Genomic DNA, 19183 nt, shown 5'->3' with positions numbered 1-19183 from the left:
GGGTTAACCCCCCAGGCGGCCCCGGATTCATGGGGCTTGCAGCGCGTACAGGCGTTGCCCCGAGCACCAGCCGCTGCCTCGCAGCGGCTTTTGTATTTTCTGAAATAACGAAGTGGAGAGCCGCATGGTTCCCGTAATCGCCCTGGTGGGCCGACCGAACGTCGGCAAATCCACCTTGTTCAACCGCCTGACCAGGACACGTGACGCCATCGTCGGCGACTTGTCCGGTCTGACCCGTGATCGCCAGTACGGTGAGGCCAAGTGGCAAGGGCGTTCCTACATTCTGATCGACACCGGCGGTATCTCCGGTGACGAACACGGTATGGACGAAAAAATGGCCGAGCAGTCGCTGCTCGCCATCGAAGAAGCGGATGTTGTGCTGTTCCTGGTAGATGCCAAGGCCGGTTTCACCGCCGCCGACCAGATGATCGCCGAGCACCTGCGCAAACGTAACAAGCGTTCTCACGTGGTTGCCAACAAGGTCGACAACATCGACCCGGAAATGGCCCGCGCCGAATTCGCTCCGCTGGGCATGGGCCACGCGATCCCGATCGCCGGTGCTCACGGCCGTGGTATCACTCAACTGCTGGAAGCAGCACTGAGCGATTTCCCGCGTGACGAAGACGAACCGCAGGAAGGCGAAGAGGAAGAGATCGTCGCTGAAGGCGAGGAAGCCAAGCGCATTCCTGGCCCGAGCGAAAAAGACGGGATCAAGATCGCCATCATCGGCCGTCCGAACGTCGGCAAGTCGACCCTGGTCAACCGCATGCTCGGTGAAGATCGGGTTATCGTCTACGACCAACCCGGCACCACCCGCGACAGTATCTACATCCCGTTCGAACGGAATGAAGAGAAGTACACGCTGATCGACACCGCCGGTGTGCGCAAGCGCGGCAAGATCCACGAAGAAGTCGAAAAGTTCTCCGTGGTCAAAACCCTGCAGGCGATCAAAGACGCCAACGTGGTGATCTTCGTGATGGACGCCCGCGAAGGTGTGGTCGATCACGACCTCAACCTGCTGGGCTTCGCCATCGAGTCCGGTCGTGCGCTGGTCATCGCGATCAACAAGTGGGACGGCATGACGCCAAGCGAGCGCGACTTCGTGAAAGTCGAGCTGCAGCGTCGGCTGTTCTTCGTTGATTACGCCGATATCCACTTCATCTCGGCACTGCACGGTACCGGCGTGGGTAACCTCTACGCTTCCGTACAGAACTCGTTCAAGTCGGCGGTCACTCGCTGGCCAACCAACCGTCTGACCCAGATTCTGGAAGACGCCGTTGGCGAGCACGCGCCACCGATGGTCAACAACCGCCGGATCAAGCTGCGTTACGCTCACCTGGGTGGCGCCAACCCGCCGATCATCGTGATCCACGGCAACCAGATCGAGAAAGTGCCGAAGTCGTATGTGCGCTATCTGGAGAACACTTACCGCCGTGTGCTGAAGCTGGTCGGTACGCCGATCCGCATCGAGTTCAAGGGCGGCGAGAACCCGTACGAAGGCAACAAGAACACGCTGACCGACCGCCAGGTCAACAAGAAGCGTCGCTTGATGTCGCACAACAAGAAAGCCAGCAAGAAGCGCCGCGACAAGAAGTGATTTATCACTTCGTGTAGGAGCTGCCGCAGGCTGCGATCTTTTGATTTTGCTTCGAAGACAAGATCAAAGGATCGCAGCCTTCGGCAGCTCCTACGTGGGTTCGGCGATAAGAAGGGCGCTCACCAGAGCGCCCTTTTTTTATGGGCGCCGGATGGGCTATCCTCGGGCTCTCCCGCGCCGCCGTCAGAGCCGGGTGTAGAGCAGGGAACCCCCGATGATCACCAGTAAGCTGCCGAATGTCGGCATCACTATTTTCACGCAGATGTCTCAGCTCGCGGCGCAGACCGGTGCCATCAACCTGTCCCAGGGTTTTCCTGATTTTGACGGCCCGCAGTCGCTGCGTGATGCGGTGGGTCGGCATATTGCCAGCGGCCATAACCAGTATTCGCCGATGACCGGCCTGCCGGCGCTGCGCGAGCAGATCGCGGCAAAAATCGCGCGCAGCTATGGGGTGAAGGTCGATGCCGACAGCGAAGTGACGGTGACGCCGGGCGCGACCCAGGCGATCTTCTGTGCGATTCAGGCGGTTATCCACAACGGCGACGAAGTCATCGTGTTCGACCCTTGCTACGACAGCTACGAGCCGGCGACGGAGTTGGCGGGCGGTCGGTGTGTGCATGTGCAACTGAACCCGAACGATTTCTCCATCGATTTCGACAAGCTCGCGGCGGCCCTGAGCCCGCGCACGAAAATGATCGTCATCAACACTCCGCACAACCCCAGCGGCGCACTGATCAGCCGCGCCGAGCTGGATCAATTGGCGGAGTTGATCCGCGGCCGCGACATCTATCTGATCAGCGACGAGGTGTACGAACACCTGGTGTTCGACGGCGTGCCACATGTCAGCGTGCTGGCCCACGAAGAGCTGTATCAGCGCGCCTTCGTGGTCAGCTCGTTCGGCAAGACCTACCACGTCACCGGCTGGAAAACCGGCTATGTGGTCGCGCCACCGGCGTTGACCGCCGAGTTGCGCAAGGTGCACCAGTACGTCAGTTTCTGCGGGGTCACGCCGCTGCAATACGCCTTGGCCGATTACATGGCCGAGCATCCGGAGCACGTTGAAGAGCTGCCGGGTTTCTATCAGGCCAAGCGCGACCTGTTCTGCGACTTGCTGGCGCCATCACGCTTCACCTTCACCCGCGTCACCGGCACCTACTTCCAGCTGGTCGACTACTCGCAGATTCGTCCTGACTTGAACGACGTCGACATGGCGATGTGGATGACCCGTGAACACGGCGTGGCGAGTATCCCGGTGTCGGTGTTCTACCAGAATCCACCCGAAGGCCAGCGCCTGGTGCGCTTGTGCTTCGCCAAACGCGAGGAGACGCTGCGCGAGGCAGCGGCAAAACTATGCGTGATCTGAGTGCGTTGCCCGATCTCAATCTGGCGCTGATCCAGACCAGCCTGGCCTGGCATGACCGTCAGGCCAACCTCGAGCACTTCGACGTGCTGTTGGAGCAAGCCCGGGGTGCAGACCTGATCATCCTGCCGGAGATGTTCACCACCGGTTTCTCGATGGAGTCCGAGACCCTCGCTGAAGCCGAGAACGGCCCGACCAGCAAATGGCTGCGGGTTCAGGCGGCCAAGCTGAATGCCGTGATTACCGGCAGCGTGATCATTCAGGCGGCGGATGGCAGCCATCGCAACCGCCTGCTGTGGGCGCGGCCCGACGGCGAAGTCTGGCATTACGACAAACGCCACTTGTTCCGCATGGCCGGCGAGCACAATCACTACACCCCCGGCGAACGTCAGGTGCAGTTCGAGCTCAAGGGTTGGCGCATCCGTCCGTTGATTTGCTACGACCTGCGTTTCCCGGTGTGGAGTCGCGACGCACAGGACACCGATCTGCTGCTGTACACCGCCAACTGGCCGGGCGCACGGCGTCTGCACTGGAACCGCCTCCTGCCGGCGCGAGCGATTGAAAACCTGTGCTATGTGGCGGCGGTGAATCGCATCGGCACAGACGGCAAGGGTTTTGCCTACACCGGTGACAGTCAGGTGCTGGATTTCCAGGGTGAGACGCTGCTGGCGGCGGGGGAGGCGGACGGCGTGTTCAAGGTTGTGCTGGAGGCTGCGCCGTTGGCGGCGTATCGCGAGCGCTTTCCGGCGAATCTGGATGCCGACACCTTCGAGTTCACCTGAAAAGCAAAAGATCGCAGCCTTCGGCAGCTCCTACATCGGGACGGTGTACATCCTGTAGGAGCTGCCGAAGGCTGCGATCTTTTGATTCTCAACAAAAAGGCCCCGGAGTTCGCACTCCGGGGCCTTTTGCATTTCTGCGATCGATTACGCCGCTTTCGCCTCAGGCTGGCTCAGCGAGCGGTTCAGTGCACTGAACAGCGCCTTGAAGCTGGCGGTGGTGATGTTTTCATCGATGCCCACACCGTGCACCGCACGCTCACCGTTCACGCGCAGCTCGATGTAAGCCGCGGCCTTGGCGTTGGTGCCTGCGCCGATCGCATGTTCGTTGTAGTCCATGATTTCCACCGGGATCGGCAGGCCGGCCACCAAGGCTTCCAGCGCACCGTTGCCCTTGCCGCGCCAGTGCAGGTTGGTTTCGCCCTGACCTTTGCTCGCCACTTCCACTTCGACGGCGCTGTTGCCGTTTTCTTCCTGCAGGCGATGGCTGACCAGCGCGTACGGGGTGTTGGCTTGCAGGTATTCGCTGATCAACAGCGCGTGGATCTGCTTGGCGGTCATTTCCAGGCCGAGGCGGTCGGTTTCACGCTGCACGACCTGGCTGAACTCGATCTGCATGCGACGTGGCAGGCTGATGCCGTATTCCTGCTCCAGCAGGTAAGCGATACCGCCCTTGCCCGACTGGCTGTTGACGCGGATCACCGCCTCGTAGCTGCGACCGATGTCGGCCGGGTCGATCGGCAGGTACGGCACTTCCCACAGGGTGTCCGGTTTCTGCTGGGCGAAGCCCTTGCGGATCGCATCCTGGTGCGAGCCGGAGAATGCGGTATGCACCAGGTCGCCAACGTACGGGTGACGCGGGTGCACCTGGATCTGGTTGCACTCCTCGACGACTTTGCGCACGCCATCGATGTCGGAGAAGTCCAGCTCAGGGTCGACGCCCTGGGTGTACATGTTCAACGCCACGGTGACGAGGTCGACGTTACCGGTACGCTCGCCGTTGCCGAACAGGCAGCCTTCGACGCGATCCGCACCGGCCATCAGGCCCAGTTCAGTGGCGGCGACGCCGGTGCCACGGTCGTTGTGGGTGTGCAGGCTGATGATCACGCTGTCACGACGGTTGATGTTGCGGCCGAACCATTCGATCTGGTCGGCGTAGACATTCGGGGTCGCGCATTCGACGGTGGCCGGCAAGTTGAGGATCATCTTGTGCTCAGGCGTCGGGTTCCAGACCTCGATCACCGCGTCACAGACTTCCTTGGCGAATTCCAGCTCGGTGGCGCTGAAGGTTTCCGGCGAGTATTCGAAGGTCCACTCGGTGTCCGGCTGCATCGCCGCGTATTTGACGAACAGCTTGGCCGCGTTGACCGCGATGGCCTTGATGCCGTCCTTGTCCTGGTTGAAGACGATGCGACGGAAGGAAGGCGAGGTGGCGTTATACAGGTGAACGATGGCTTTCTTCGCCCCGCGCAGGGATTCGAAGGTGCGCTCGATCAAGTCTTCACGACCCTGGGTCAGCACCTGAATGGTGGTGTCGTCCGGGATATGGCCTTCTTCGATCAGGGTCCGCACGAAGTCGAAGTCGGTTTGCGAAGCGGCCGGGAACGAGGCTTCGATTTCCTTCACGCCCACCTGAACGAGGGTTTTCCAGAAGCGCAGCTTTTTCACCGCGTCCATCGGCTCGATCAGCGACTGGTTGCCGTCACGCAGGTCGGAGCTGCACCAGATCGGCGCGGTGTCGATGGTTTTCGACGGCCAGGTGCGATCCGGCAAGTTGATGACGGGGAACGCGCGGTATTTCGAAGACGGGTCTTTGAGCATGCTCATCGGGAAATTCCTTATTGTCTGGGCCGAAAAGAGGCGGCCTGCCGGTGGAACGAATGTTCGGGAAAACGCTTGGGACGAGGCGCAGCGATTCAGCCCGGCAGTCGCGCGCTGACGAGGCACAGACTGCGGTGCTGGCGAAGCTGAATAAGGGTGTGAGAGGTTTTCATGTCTTCAACCCTAACCGCGAGGGGAGAGGATGGCAAGCAGTCGAAAAAAATTGAGAGGAATACTCGAAAAGCGAGATTTTGCGCGATTTTATTGTGCGTAATGAACGTGATCGTTTTGTTTTTTGCGCGAGGTTTGATAGGGGCGCAATTGAGGTTTATAGCAATTCAGTAAGTATTGATGTGCTGTATAGGCCGCATTCGCGAGCAGGCGCGCTCCCACAGGCGATCTTTGTTGTGAATAAGATCCAGAGTGGGAGCGAGCCTGCTCGCGAAGAGGCCGATCGCCTCAATACATATTCAGGGCTGGAACGCACCAATGAAAATCGCCGGATCCACCCGCGCATCGTTCAGGCTGATGTTCCAGTGCATGTGCGGTCCGGTCGCCCGGCCGGTCGAGCCGACTTTGCCGACTACTGCGCCGCGGGCCAGTTGATCACCGACCTTCACATCGATTTTCGACATGTGGCAGAACATGCTGATAAAGCCCTGGCCGTGATCGACAAACACCGTGTTGCCGTTGAAGAAATAGTTGCCGGTCAGAATCACCTTGCCCGCCGCCGGGGTCTTGATCGGCGTGCCGGCCGGCACCGCGAAGTCGAGGCCGGCGTGAGGATTGCGCTCTTCACCGTTGAAGAAACGGCGCACGCCGAACTTGCTCGACAGCGGCCCGTTGACCGGTTTGTCCAGCAACAGGTTGCTCGGGGTGTTCGGGCTGAAGCTGCGGTAAGCCTTGATCTGCTCGGCCAGTTCGCCCTCGATGCGCTTGAGGTTGGCCGGGTTCGGATTCACCTGCTGAGTGTTCTTCAGGGTGATGTGCTGTTCCGGGTATTTCTTGTTGCCGACCGTGAACGGCAGATTGCGCCCGCCGCTGCTGATCTGCTGACTGCCGGGTTTGACCGTCAGCGGCACGCCGACAATCGCTAGCCAGTTGTTCTGTTCCTTGACCACCAGCACCGATTTGCCTTGATAAGTGGCTTTCGGCGCCTGCGCGGCGCTGCCCAGATCAACCACCGCCACGCCGCCCGGCACCGGTTTGTTCAACAGGCGGGTGATGTAGCTGTCGGCATGGGCGTTGAAGGTGGTCAGGCACAGCAACAATAACGGAGCGAAAAAACGCGGCATGGATCAGTCCAGTAAAGAGAGGGTGACAGGCGTCAGGTGATTGTCCTCGACGCGCACTTGCAGTTCGCCTTCGCCCAGTTTGGCTTTAAGGCGCTGGCCGGTGTGGGTCTGCGCGGCGTTGCGGATCGCGTGTCCGCGCTCATCCAGCAGAATGCTGTAGCCACGGCCGAGGGTCGCCAGCGGGCTGACCACATGCAGCGTCTGCATCTGGCTGTGCAGTTGCAAGCGACGGCTTTTCAGGCCTTCGCGCATGGCCCGGGGCAAGCGTTCGGCGAGGCTGTCGAGGCGCTGGCGCAACATCGCCAGCTGGCGTCCCGGATGCTGCCCGGCGAGGCGGGTTTCCAGGCGGATCAGACGTTCGCGACGGGTATTGAGCTGGCGTTCGAAGGCGCGGCGCATGCGCATGTCCAGATCATCCAGACGCTGAGCCTGCTGGCGCAGACGCTCGCCGGGATGGCGCAAGCGACGGGCCATGCCTTCCAGGCGCAGGCGATCACGCATCAGGCGGTCACGCATGCGCATCACCAGACGGCGATGCAGGCTTTCGACCTGACGGATCAGATGACTGGAGTCCGGGGCGAGCAATTCGGCAGCGGCGGAAGGCGTTGGCGCGCGGACGTCGGCGACAAAGTCGCTGATCGACACATCGGTTTCATGCCCGACGGCGCTGACGATGGGTGTCACGCAGGCATCCACTGCGCGGGCCACGGCTTCTTCGTTGAAGCACCAGAGGTCTTCCAGCGAACCACCGCCCCGGGCGAGGATCAGCGCGTCAAAACCACGGGCATCGGCCATCTTCAGCGCGCGGACGATCTGCGCCGTGGCTTCGCGGCCCTGCACGGCCGTGGGGATCAGCGTCAGTTGCACTTGCGGCGCGCGGCGGCGGAACACGCTGATGATGTCGCGAATCACCGCACCGGTCGGCGAACTGATGATGCCGATGCGCTGCGGATGTGCCGGCAACGGCACTTTGCGTTCGGCGCTGAACAAGCCTTCGGCGCTGAGTTTTTCCTTCAGCGCATCGAACGCCAGGCGCAGCGCGCCGTCGCCGGCCGGCTCCACGGTGTCGAGAATCAGCTGATAGTCGCCACGCCCTTCGAACAGCGAGACCTTGCCGCGCACTTTCACGGCCAGACCGTCTTTCAACGCCTGACGCACCCGCGCCGCATTGTTGCGAAACAGCGCGCAACGCACCTGCGCACCGCTGTCCTTGAGGGTGAAATACACATGGCCGGACGCCGGGCGAGCGAGGTTGGAGATCTCGCCTTCGACCCAGATGTTGCTGAACACGTCTTCGAGCAGCACCCGCGCGCGGCCGTTGAGCTGGCTGACGGTCAGGACTTCACGGTCAAGGCCGAGCCTTGAAAAGGGATCTTTAATCATGGGGCGCAGTTTAAAGGCATTGTCGCCGTCATTGCACGATCCCTGTAGGAGCTGCCGCGGGCTGCGATCTTTTGAGCTTGATCGGTATGAAAAAGATCAAAAGATCGCAGCCTGCGGCAGCTCCTACAGGGGGATTGTGAAGGTTTGGATGAAGTGTTGGATCAATGGCGTGGGATTCTGGCGGTAGGCGAGGGCGACGGTGCTTTGGCAATCAGGATTGCGCAGCGGCAGAAAGCGTACGCCGCCGGGCGCAATGTCCTGCATCGATTCGGGCAGCAAGGCGATGCCGAATCCGGCCTGGATCAGTTGCAGCTGAGTGGTCTTGCGCGACATCACCCGCGCCGCCTTGGGGAAGAAGCCCTGACGCATGCACAGGTCGGCACACAGGTAGCTGAGCCCGCCACGCTGCGGATGCGGGATCGAAATGAACGGCTCGTCCTTCAGTTGCGCCAGATCAACAGAGGCTGAATCGGCCAGGCGATGAGCGTTCGGCACCGCCAGCAGCAGGCGTTCAGTGAACAGCGGCACCACCTGAATGCCCTCGCGCTGACGCAATACCGGCAGGCGCAGCAGGCCAATATCGAGACGACCTTCGGCCAATTCCTCAAGCTGCGCCTCGGAGGAGAGTTTGCCGATGTCCAGCGACACGCCAGTCTGCTGATCCAGATACGTGCTGATCCGGCGTAATAAATGTCCGCTGAGCGACACGGTGCTGGAATGACTCAGGCGCAAGGTCCCCACTTGCCCGTTGCCGACGTCGGTTGCCATCGCGCTGGCTTTGCTCAGTTCATTGAGCAGGTTTCTGGCGCGGGGCAAAAATGCCGCGCCTGCAGCCGTGAGCCGGGGCTGGCGCGCGGTGCGTTCGAACAGCGGCGTTTGCAGGCGGGTTTCCATGTCCTTGATTTGCCGACTCAGCGCCGACTGCGCGATGAACAGACGTTCAGCGGCAGCACTGAAGCTGCCGCATTCGGCGATTTCCACGAAGTAGCGCAGTTGACGGGTCGAGAGCACCAGGTATGCCTTTTCGAGATGAGTAAGCGGCTGTGAACATATTAGTCGCAACGCTGGGCGCTGGCTAAAGTCATCTCAGGCTTATAAAGGAAGCAGATCGATGAGTGTGCTGGGGTTGTTGAGCGAGTGGTCGTGGGGCGCGGGCGGCTGGGCGGTGATCGGCTTGGGGATCGCGCTGGCCTATATCGTGTTCGGGATTGCCGGCTTCGGCACGGCGCTGGTCGCCGGACCGATCCTGATTCTGTTCATGCCGTTGTCGAAAATCGTGCCGCTGCTGGTGTTGCTGGATTTCGTTGCGGCGTTCGGCAATCTGCTGCCCTCGCGCCGGGACGTGGCCAAGTCGGAGTTGTTGCGGCTGCTGCCGTGCATGGCGGTGGGGTGCACGTTGGGGGTGATTTTCCTGCTTAATCTCAAATCCGATCTGTTGCTGCTGTTGATGGGCCTGTTCATCAGCGCTTATGCGATTTACAGCCTGTGGGTGAAAACCCGGCCAACGCAACTGTCCGCCGCATGGGCGCTGCCGATGGGCACGGTGGGCGGGCTGTTTGGGGCGCTGTTTGGCAGTGGCGGCTTTTTATATGCGATCTATCTCAACAGCCGCTTGCCGAAAGACGCGGCCCGGGCCACGCAAAGTGCGTTGATCAGTTGCAGCACGGTGGTGCGTTTGAGCCTGTTCGCCATCGCCGGTGTGTATGCCGAGCTACCCTTGTTGATGCTGGCGGTGTGTCTGTTGCCGGCCATGGCGCTGGGGCTGTGGATCGGGCGGCGATTGACCCTGCGTTTGTCGCGCGAGGCGTTTGTGCGATTGGTGACCTGGCTGGTGTTGGCGAGCGGGATTGCGTTGATCGGGCGTTATCTCAGCACTTGACCGGATTTCGTCAGGGATTAAGCTGCCGGCCGCACTGATGCCATCGCTGGCAAGCCAGCTCCCACAGAGTTTCGGTCGCTCACAAATACTGTGTGCACCAGCAAAACCTGTGGGAGCTGGCTTGCCAGCGATGGCGTCGGAGAGAGCACCGCAGAACTTCCATTTGACGTCACAGGCTGCACCCATGAATTCGCAAAGCATCATCGTCCCGAAAATCTCCACCCTGCCGGTCCACGAACCCCGGGCGCGGGCGATCGTGCGCTGGCTGGTGCGCAAGAACATCATCGAAGAACAGCTGACGACTTGCGGCCGCACCGGCAACCGCATGGCCCACGCGATTGCCGATGGCGCGCGTGCGGTGGTGCTGCACCCCGAGGCGCTGCCCTTCGGTGAGCCGATCAATGGCTTGGAGATCATCGTCAAGCGCTGCATCTACACCCCGGCCAAGGGCTTTCTCGAAGAAGCCGGGTGCGCCGAGTGTCGCCGCGAAGTCGGCGAAGCGCTGTTCGAGAGTCTGGAAGACTGGATGCCCGGGCGCACCGACAACTTCACCTGCCCGGAATGCGGGCATGAAGACGACATCAACGGCTTTCTGTATTTGCAGGAATGCGCGTTTTCCAACCTGGGGTTCATTTTCAACAACTGGCTGGAAGCCGGGTTCAAGCAGAGCTTTATCGATGAATTTGCCGATTGGCTCGACCAGCCTGTCAGCTGGGTAAAAGTCGAACTCTGAAGCTGTAGGAGCTGCCGCAGGCTACGATCTTTTGACGTGGTTTTTTACAGGCAAGATCAAAAGATCGCAGCCTTCGGCAGCTCCTCCAGAAAACAGCGGGCCCCGTACATCAATTAGGCTGAGTTTTACATTGAACAGCAGGGGGTGTCTGACTATAATGGCGCGCTTCCATTTTCCCGCTCGGGAGCCCCCGCGATGCTGCGTATCAGCCAAGAAGCTCTGACATTCGACGACATTCTCCTAGTGCCCGGTTATTCCGAGGTGCTTCCTAACGAAGTCAGTCTCAAGACCCGCCTTACCCGTGGCATCGAACTGAATATTCCTCTGGTTTCTGCTGCAATGGACACCGTGACTGAAGCCCGTCTGGCAATCGCCATGGCTCAGGAAGGTGGCATCGGCATTATCCACAAGAACATGACCATCGAGCAGCAAGCTGCCGAAGTGCGCAAGGTCAAGAAGTTCGAAGCCGGTGTGGTCAAGGATCCCATCACGATCGAGGCCGATGCCACGGTACGTGATCTGTTCGAACTGACCCGTCTGCACAATATTTCCGGCGTTCCGGTACTGCACGATGGCGACCTGGTCGGCATCGTCACTTCCCGTGACGTACGTTTCGAAAATCGTCTGGAAGCCACTGTCCGTGAAGTGATGACGCCTAAAGAGCGTCTGGTCACGGTCAAGGAAGGCGCCGACAAGAACGACGTACGCGAACTGCTGCACAAGCACCGCATCGAGCGCGTGCTGATCGTTGACGACAAATTCGCCCTCAAAGGCATGATGACCGTCAACGACATCGAAAAAGCCAAAGCCTACCCGCTGGCCAGCAAGGATGACCAAGGTCGTCTGCGCGTTGGCGCTGCCGTCGGTACCGGTAAAGACACTGGTGACCGCGTTGCCGCGCTGGTCAATGCCGGTGTGGACGTGGTGGTGGTCGACACCGCACACGGTCACTCCAAAGGCGTGATCGACCGCGTTCGCTGGGTCAAAGAGAATTTCCCTGAAGTGCAGGTGATCGGCGGCAACATCGCCACCGGCGCCGCAGCCAAGGCCCTGGCCGAAGCTGGCGCTGATGCGGTCAAGGTCGGTATCGGCCCTGGCTCGATCTGCACCACCCGTATCGTCGCCGGTGTCGGCGTGCCGCAAATCAGTGCCATCGCCAACGTTGCCGCTGCCCTCGAAGGCACTGGCGTTCCGTTGATCGCCGACGGCGGCATCCGCTTCTCCGGTGACCTGTCCAAGGCCATCGTTGCTGGTGCGTCCTGCGTGATGATGGGCTCGATGTTCGCCGGTACCGAAGAAGCGCCGGGCGAGATCGAACTGTTCCAGGGCCGTTCGTACAAGGCTTATCGCGGCATGGGTTCGCTGGGCGCCATGTCCCAGGCGCAAGGCTCGTCCGACCGTTACTTCCAGGACTCCTCGGCAGGCGCCGAGAAACTGGTTCCGGAAGGCATCGAAGGCCGTGTTCCTTACAAAGGCACCCTGAGCGCGATCATTCACCAGTTGATGGGCGGTCTGCGTTCCTCGATGGGTTACACCGGCAGCGCCAACATCGAAGAAATGCGCACCAAGCCTGAGTTCGTGCGGATCACCGGTGCCGGCATGGCCGAATCCCACGTTCACGACGTGCAGATCACCAAGGAAGCGCCAAACTACCGCGTAGGTTGAGGCTTCAAGCAAATCATCAAGCAACCGGGGCTGTTTTATTCAGCCCCGAGTTGTTTCTGAATCACGACTGTTTCTGAATTACTTAAGACGAGACTGAATCATGGCCCTCGACATTCACGCTCACCGCATCCTGATCCTCGACTTCGGCTCCCAGTACACCCAACTGATTGCCCGCCGCGTGCGCGAGATCGGTGTGTACTGCGAACTGCACCCGTTCGACATGGACGAAGAGGCGATCCGCGAATTCGCGCCTAAAGGCGTGATCCTCGCCGGCGGCCCCGAGTCCGTGCACGAAGCCAACAGCCCGCGCTGCCCGCAAGCGGTGTTTGATCTGGGCGTGCCGGTCTTCGGTATCTGCTACGGCATGCAGACCATGGCCGAGCAACTGGGCGGCAAGGTTGAAGGTTCCGAACTGCGTGAGTTCGGTTACGCCCGCGTTGACGTGGTCGGCAAGAGCCGCCTGCTCGACGGCATCGAAGACCACATCGACGCCGACGGCCTGTTCGGCCTCGACGTGTGGATGAGCCACGGTGACAAGGTCACCAAGATGCCGCAAGACTTCCACATCCTCGCCAGCACCCCGAGCTGCCCGATCGCCGGCATGTTCAACGACGAACGCGCTTACTACGGCGTGCAGTTCCACCCGGAAGTGACCCACACCAAGCAGGGCGGTCGTATCCTGTCGCGCTTCGTGCTGGACATCTGCGGCTGTGAAGCCCTGTGGACTCCGTCGAAGATCGCTGAAGACGCCATTGCCAACATCCGCGCACAAGTCGGTACCGACAACGTGCTGCTGGGCCTGTCCGGCGGTGTTGACTCCTCGGTGGTTGCCGCACTGCTGCACAAGGCCATCGGCGACCAGTTGACCTGCGTCTTCGTCGATAACGGCCTGCTGCGTCTGCACGAAGGTGAACAAGTGATGGCCATGTTCGCCGAGAACATGGGCGTCAAGGTGATCCGCGCCAACGCTGAAGAGCAGTTCCTCAACAACCTGGCCGGCGAAGCCGACCCGGAGAAGAAGCGCAAGATCATCGGCCGTACCTTCATCGACGTGTTCGATGCCGAATCCTGCAAGCTGGATAACATCAAGTACCTGGCTCAGGGCACCATCTACCCGGACGTGATCGAGTCGGCTGGCGCGAAAAGCGGCAAGGCGCACGTGATCAAGTCGCACCACAACGTGGGCGGCCTGCCGGAAGAGATGAACCTGAAACTGGTCGAGCCTCTGCGCGAACTGTTCAAGGACGAAGTCCGTCGTCTGGGTCTGGAACTGGGCCTGCCGTACGACATGGTCTACCGTCACCCGTTCCCGGGCCCGGGCCTGGGCGTGCGCATCCTTGGCGAAGTGAAGAAGGAATACGCCGACCTGCTGCGTCGTGCCGACCACATCTTCATCGAAGAGCTGCGCAAGGCCGACTGGTACCACAAGGTCAGCCAGGCGTTCGTGGTGTTCCAGCCAGTGAAATCGGTTGGCGTGGTCGGTGATGGCCGTCGTTACGCTTGGGTCGTGGCCCTGCGTGCCGTGGAAACCATCGACTTCATGACCGCGCGTTGGGCTCACCTGCCTTACGAACTGCTGGAAACCGTTTCCGGCCGCATCATCAATGAAATCGAAGGCATCTCCCGCGTCACTTACGACGTGTCGAGCAAGCCGCCAGCGACCATTGAGTGGGAGTGATCGTGTCTGAGCCGGTCGCTGCCGGTTCGATACGCTAGCAACCAGAAAGGCCCCCGATCATGAGATCGGGGGCCTTTTGCGTTTTGGGTGAGCATGCGTTACAGCGGCAGGCGACCTACCAAGTCCATGCCCATTCGGCTCAGTCCCCACGACAACTCGACAATGGTGTCGTAAGGCACTTGATGGACCTCGGTCCATGACGGGCGATTGATCAGATAGCGCCCGTCGGCTGTGCGTTCGACCAGCGTGCGCGCAATCTGGCCATCGCGGCCGCGATGCAGCAGTGTCCACGTGCCCTCGGACTTCTCGAACGTGAACATGCCCTGGCGGCTCAACAACCGTTCGAGTTCTTTCGGTGTTCGGGTGAGCAACGGCAGGGGCGTCTGCAGATTCATGTCGGCATACAGCGTGTCGGAATCTCCTTCGAGGGACTCAGGTTGAGAGGCGTAGCCACGCCCCAACTCGATGCCCCGGTCTGTTTCGATCAGCGCAGGGTTGGCCGGCAACACTTCCTCGACCCGTAGACCGATGCCCCCCTGCAGTTCGCTGATACCCGCGATACCCCGGAAGGTGTTGGTGTTTTGCTGATCGGTGAGGACCACCCATTTACCGCCGCCGTTGAGCGCCTTGTCGGCTTGCATGATGGTGTGGGTCAGGTAGGTCTTGATGGTTTGCTCGTGCATGTCGGGAAGCGGCGCCCCCGGATAGCGATAGCTGGCCAGGCAATCGGTGGCCTGGACCCGAATGCCATTGCGCTGCGCAGCTTTGACCACTTCGAGCGGGGTGAAGCGTCCCGTGGGATCGCTTTGCAACTGTCGAAGGTACTGTTCAAGATCGCTGGTCATCTCACCGGAGCGGAAGAACTTGTCGAGATGCACTTGGTTGAAGTCATTGAGCAGACGCTGGAAATAAAGCGTTTCGACCTTTTGCTCAGCCAGCGCCTGCATGTTCTCGATCAGGAACTGCATGCTGGCAATGCGATCCTGGCTTTCGCCAATGACCAGGCCTGGTGCGACCTCGTAAACCCGCTGAATCAATTGCGATGCGCTGGTCGAGGTGGCCACGTCCGCCAGTGGCGGGCGTGCGGGCAGCGTGCGGGTCAGGCCTTCCCGGGACATGAACTGGCGGGCGTCCCGGGATAGATCGGCCCGATGGGGCGCGACGTATTCTTCGAAGGTCGGAATTCCTTTCAAGCTGCCGTCCGGCTGATGAACGACCTTGAGGTGGGTTTCCCTCTCGCCCATCGCCAATTGTCTGACTCGGGCTCGGGGGGGCGTGTCGTATGACGTGGTCGGGCCGCGCAGCTCTGGACTCACTTGCGCCGGCAGCGCACTCGCCTGCGCTTGCGGCGATCGCTGAGGGGCTGCCGGCGCGCGAGGGCGTGAGCCGCGGGGCTGAAGGTTGCCGCCCCCCTTGAGACCGGCTCGCGGCGCCAGTTCCCATTCACCCTCGGCGTTGAGGCGCACGGGGATCGATCCTGAAAAGGCATTCGGTTGCTGCGGGTCAATGATGGCCCAAGCTCCGCCGCCGTTGGCGTCGCTTTCATAGCGCACGTAATACGCGCAATCGTCGAGCATGATCGCGGTGGATGGATTCGAATCGAGCCGGTAGATGCCCTGAAATTTTCCGGGTGTGGTATCCGGAGAGAGGTTTTCGAGCAACTCATTGGCTTCCCAGTTGGCCGGGATGACGGACTGCTCGAGTTCCGGTGATGCCTCGGCAAGCGATTCGACCGGCGACACGCCACTCACCGCTTCGCCAGCCGCTGGCGGCCAGCCCTTGGGCTGCATGCCTTTTCTGATCAGGGCTTGTTTCAGCTCCTCCAGAGAGTCCACGGTCATGGATTCGTAGGTGGGGGCGAGCGGTGTATCGAGGTTGATCCGCCCGCCGGGCGTCGAACGAATCACGCTGTCGGCCATCGCGCCGTTGGCGTTGCGATAGACCACCAGCACATTGCTCCTGTAGCGCTGCAGGGTGAACATGCCCGGTTCCGGCAGCAGTGAGCGCAGTTCCTGGGATGTGCGGTAAGCCCAGACGCTGGGCAGCTGCACGCGCCAATCGCCTTTGATCGACGCCTGAACGCTGTTCAGATCAATCTCACCGTCGACCACTTCATGCACCGAGGAATCGGGATTTTCGTCGTATTCCACGGCCAGACCGGGGTCGCTGCCGAGCGGTTGCTCGCGGCCAGGGACGACGTCTTCGACGCGCGCGCACAAGGCATCGGTCTGTTCACTGATGCCCTGATAGCCCCGGAAGGTGGTCATGTTTTCCTGATTCACCAAGGCAATCCAGCGCCCCTGGCCGTTCAGTTGCTGGTTGAAGCCGATGACCTCGCTGGCAAAGAAGCTGCGTGACATCTGTCTTTGCGGACTCTGGGTGATCGGGCCCTCGTTGATGTGCCAGGTGGTTGTCATGTCGATGGCCTGGACCCGGATGCGCTGGGCATTGGCGGCCTTGACCAGGGCCAGCAGGTTGAATCTGCCTTCGGGATCGTTACCGGCCTTGAGGTCGAGTTTGTTCAGATAGTTCTGCAACTCCTCGGACATTTCCCCGGTTCTGGCGAACGTATCCAGATCCAGCTGATTGACGTTGGCCAACAGCTCTTGCAGGTACAAGGTCTTGACGTTTTGCTGGGCAAGGGCCGCCATGTTCTCGATCAGAAAGCGTTTGCTGGCGATGCAGCCAGTGCCCTCACCGAGCACCAGCCCCGGCTTTTGCGCGAAGGCGTAATCGAACAGTGCATCCGGTGTAGTGATCACCGGCGCCGATGTCAGAGGCTGCCGTGGAGCAGGCGGATGGTTGGCGTAATACGCGTTGGCGTCGCTGATCAAGTCGCGGCGCGGTTCCTCCTGCGCCAGCTCGAACTCACTCAACTCCTGCACGGACTCGTCGGCGGGGCCCATGAATACGCTGCGGGCGCCGAGGTTTTCGGTGTCGAGGCCGAGCACGTTGCGCACATCGATACCGCCCGGTGCCCACACCCGCCGGAACAGGCTGCGCACGTCTGGGCCGCCGAGTGCCCAGGCCCGCATTTCAGGGTCTTCGAGGCCCGGTACGTGAATGCCCGGTGTTCGTGCCCATGCTTCTGCGGCAGGGGCGCTGGATGCGCCGACGCTGGCCGTCGCTGGTTTGATCGTACCGCCGCGCAGTCCCAGTTGCGGGGCGATTTCCCATTGCTCCGCCGCATTCAGGCGCACCGGGATCGAGCCGGAAAACGCATCGGGCCGTGCCGGGTCGATGATTGCCCAGGTCCCGCGACCATTGAGGTCGGACTCATAGCGCACATAATAAGCATTGCCATCGAGCCTGATCGCCGAAGACGGATTGGACGCGAGTTGATAGGTGCCCTTGAATCGTCCTGCTTCAGTAATCAGCCGGGCGTCGTCGAGCACGGTGTCGATCTTGAATGTCTGCGGAATGGGCGTTTGCTCTGCGACAGGCTCGGGACTTTCACTCACGGCTTCGGCCGATACCGGTTCGGCGGGGGCTGCGGTTGCTGACGATTGCTTCAGATCGGCCATCTCCTGCGCCTCGGCGGCCTCAAGTTCAGGGCCGACTTCTTCCAGCGAGCCGGGTCCTTTGAGCACCAGCAGGTTGAACAGCAGATCAATCCCGGCAAACACCGCGCCGAGCACGCCGGCCTTGCGCTCCTGAGCGGTTTTCGCATTGACCGCCTGATCGATGTTCAGGCCCAGACTGGCGATACTCGCGCCGACCACAGGCAGTGCAACCGGCCAGCCGACGACGGCCATAGGGCCGAACACCTTTATTCCGGCAGTGAGATAGCCGATCCACAGTCTTTCGCGCAGATCACCGTTGGAGGTCAGCAAGAGGTCGGCTTCGGCAAACATCGCGTCTTTGCTTGAATCGCGCAGCCAACTGAACGCGTCACCGTCAACGATGAGGTTCTTGCCGTTGATCAGGTGATGGTCATATTTGCCCCAGGTACTGACCAGGCGGTTCATCAGGTCGGTGAGGTTGTCGTTGATGGTCTGTCGCTCGGCAAGGGGGAAATGCGTCATGAACGCTTTGCGCTCGGCGTCCGTGTTCATGCGTTGCAAGACCCAGTAGTGCATGTCTACCGCGGTTTCCAGCACCTTGAAGGCGCTGCTCTCGCCGGGCAGATAAATGATCTGCCGACCCTTGGGGGCCACGAAGCGAAGGAGGTTGGTGGCCACATGGCCATCGATGTCGACCGCGCGTACGGTGCTCGGGCACGCATGCTCTGTTTGCAGCATGTTCAGGGTTACAGGCCAGGTGAGCGGGCCTGTGACGGCCTCGGTAATGAACTGGAAGTCCTCGTCGCTCAGCTGGCGCTTGTCCCGGGCCTTGACGGCTTCGATGAGGAAATTGCACTTGGCCAGGGTGCGGAAGTCAGCGGCAGAGGTCTGCCAGAACGCTGTGAGGCGCTTTCGGTACAGGGCACTGAAGTTGATGTCCCAGAACGCTTTCAATACTTCGTCGCCGTGCAGGCGCACTTCGTTGGTTTCATTGAACCGCTTGGCGCTCGGGCCGGCGGTATAGAAACCGCTGTAAACGTCCAACAGGTCGGCGTTGTCCTGATCGCTGGGCCGAAAGCGCTGGACGACCAACTGCGTCAGGGTGACGGTGGATCTCAGGGTGGCGGGCACGTGCTCCCAACCGGTAAAGGCTTTCGAACGGCTTTCCGCGGTGTCGAACCGGTGGTAGTACACCTGATCCGGGTCGAGGCCGGTGATGCCGAATTTTTTCAGCAGGTCACTGGCGACGTCGTGGGCTGCCTCTTGCACGCTCTGGCAATTCTTGATGACGGTGCTGGCGATGGCCTTCAGTGCGGCTTTGTCGGCAGCATTAGGCAAGGCACGCGCTTCTTGGGTGTCCATGGACTCTCCTTCCTTGGGATGAGGGGGCGCCAAGGATGAGTCGTTTCCGCCGGGTATGTGCACTACATATATATATCGGCGCGCAGGTGCGGTCGCAGGTCGCCCTTACCGTTTCGCAATTGCAGGTG

At 60.9% G+C, this 19183-nt stretch carries 12 protein-coding genes; 7 read left to right on the top strand and 5 right to left on the bottom strand.

All coding sequences use genetic code 11. The features are described 5' to 3' along the window. Positions 1 to 124: 124 nt before the first annotated feature. The 3 genes from der (at position 125) to J5M57_RS16440 (ending at position 3739) form a co-directional block, all read left to right on the top strand. Entirely contained in the window at positions 125 to 1597 is a 1473-nt protein-coding gene (gene der, locus J5M57_RS16450; RefSeq protein WP_064589066.1) for a ribosome biogenesis GTPase Der, read from the top strand. Between the two features lie 214 nt (positions 1598 to 1811). Next, on the top strand, positions 1812 to 2960 hold the full coding sequence (locus J5M57_RS16445) for a pyridoxal phosphate-dependent aminotransferase (RefSeq protein WP_169842374.1): 1149 nt from the start codon (positions 1812 to 1814) through the stop codon (positions 2958 to 2960). Further along, positions 2948 to 3739 (top strand): amidohydrolase, encoded by a 792-nt coding sequence (locus J5M57_RS16440; protein WP_064589064.1) that lies wholly within the window; start codon positions 2948 to 2950, stop codon positions 3737 to 3739. The genes J5M57_RS16445 and J5M57_RS16440 overlap by 13 nt, the downstream gene beginning before the upstream one ends. Before the next feature lie 144 nt (positions 3740 to 3883). Here J5M57_RS16440 and leuA read toward each other — a convergent pair whose 3' ends face one another. The 4 genes from leuA to J5M57_RS16420 form a co-directional block, all read right to left on the bottom strand. Beyond that, positions 3884 to 5563, bottom strand: a complete 1680-nt coding sequence (gene leuA, locus J5M57_RS16435) for a 2-isopropylmalate synthase (protein ID WP_064589063.1) — start codon at positions 5561 to 5563, stop codon at positions 3884 to 3886. Positions 5564 to 6027: 464 nt separating this feature from the next. Next, positions 6028 to 6852: a peptidoglycan DD-metalloendopeptidase family protein gene (locus tag J5M57_RS16430; RefSeq protein WP_207847911.1), complete on the bottom strand. Its 825-nt coding sequence runs from the start codon at positions 6850 to 6852 to the stop codon at positions 6028 to 6030. Positions 6853 to 6855: 3 nt separating this feature from the next. Further along, entirely contained in the window at positions 6856 to 8235 is a 1380-nt protein-coding gene (gene xseA, locus J5M57_RS16425; RefSeq protein ID WP_064589062.1) for an exodeoxyribonuclease VII large subunit, read from the bottom strand. A gap of 123 nt (positions 8236 to 8358) precedes the next feature. Continuing rightward, positions 8359 to 9246: a LysR family transcriptional regulator gene (locus J5M57_RS16420; protein ID WP_207847912.1), complete on the bottom strand. Its 888-nt coding sequence runs from the start codon at positions 9244 to 9246 to the stop codon at positions 8359 to 8361. Between the two features lie 100 nt (positions 9247 to 9346). Between J5M57_RS16420 and J5M57_RS16415 the strand changes: the two genes are divergently transcribed. The 4 genes from J5M57_RS16415 (at position 9347) to guaA (ending at position 14190) form a co-directional block, all read left to right on the top strand. Beyond that, the gene (locus tag J5M57_RS16415) at positions 9347 to 10114 is read left to right on the top strand and encodes a sulfite exporter TauE/SafE family protein (protein WP_064589060.1); all 768 of its coding nucleotides are present in this window, start codon (positions 9347 to 9349) and stop codon (positions 10112 to 10114) included. Between the two features lie 184 nt (positions 10115 to 10298). Continuing rightward, positions 10299 to 10847 (top strand): hypothetical protein, encoded by a 549-nt coding sequence (locus J5M57_RS16410; protein ID WP_064589059.1) that lies wholly within the window; start codon positions 10299 to 10301, stop codon positions 10845 to 10847. Between the two features lie 195 nt (positions 10848 to 11042). Next, complete coding sequence (gene guaB / locus J5M57_RS16405; RefSeq protein ID WP_064589058.1) at positions 11043 to 12512, top strand: IMP dehydrogenase; 1470 nt, start codon at positions 11043 to 11045, stop codon at positions 12510 to 12512. Between the two features lie 100 nt (positions 12513 to 12612). Then, the gene (gene guaA, locus J5M57_RS16400; RefSeq protein ID WP_064589057.1) at positions 12613 to 14190 is read left to right on the top strand and encodes a glutamine-hydrolyzing GMP synthase; all 1578 of its coding nucleotides are present in this window, start codon (positions 12613 to 12615) and stop codon (positions 14188 to 14190) included. 98 nt (positions 14191 to 14288) lie between these two features. Here the strand turns inward: guaA and J5M57_RS16395 are convergent, their stop codons facing one another. Beyond that, on the bottom strand, positions 14289 to 19055 hold the full coding sequence (locus J5M57_RS16395) for a membrane-targeted effector domain-containing toxin (RefSeq protein ID WP_207847913.1): 4767 nt from the start codon (positions 19053 to 19055) through the stop codon (positions 14289 to 14291). Between the last annotated feature and the right edge of the window lie 128 nt (positions 19056 to 19183).

Source organism: Pseudomonas sp. 86_A (genome assembly GCF_017491705.1).
Classification (GTDB): domain Bacteria; phylum Pseudomonadota; class Gammaproteobacteria; order Pseudomonadales; family Pseudomonadaceae; genus Aquipseudomonas; species Aquipseudomonas koreensis.
The sequence above is the reverse complement of the archived record's forward strand: the minus strand, read 5'-3'. Positions and strand labels throughout refer to the sequence as shown.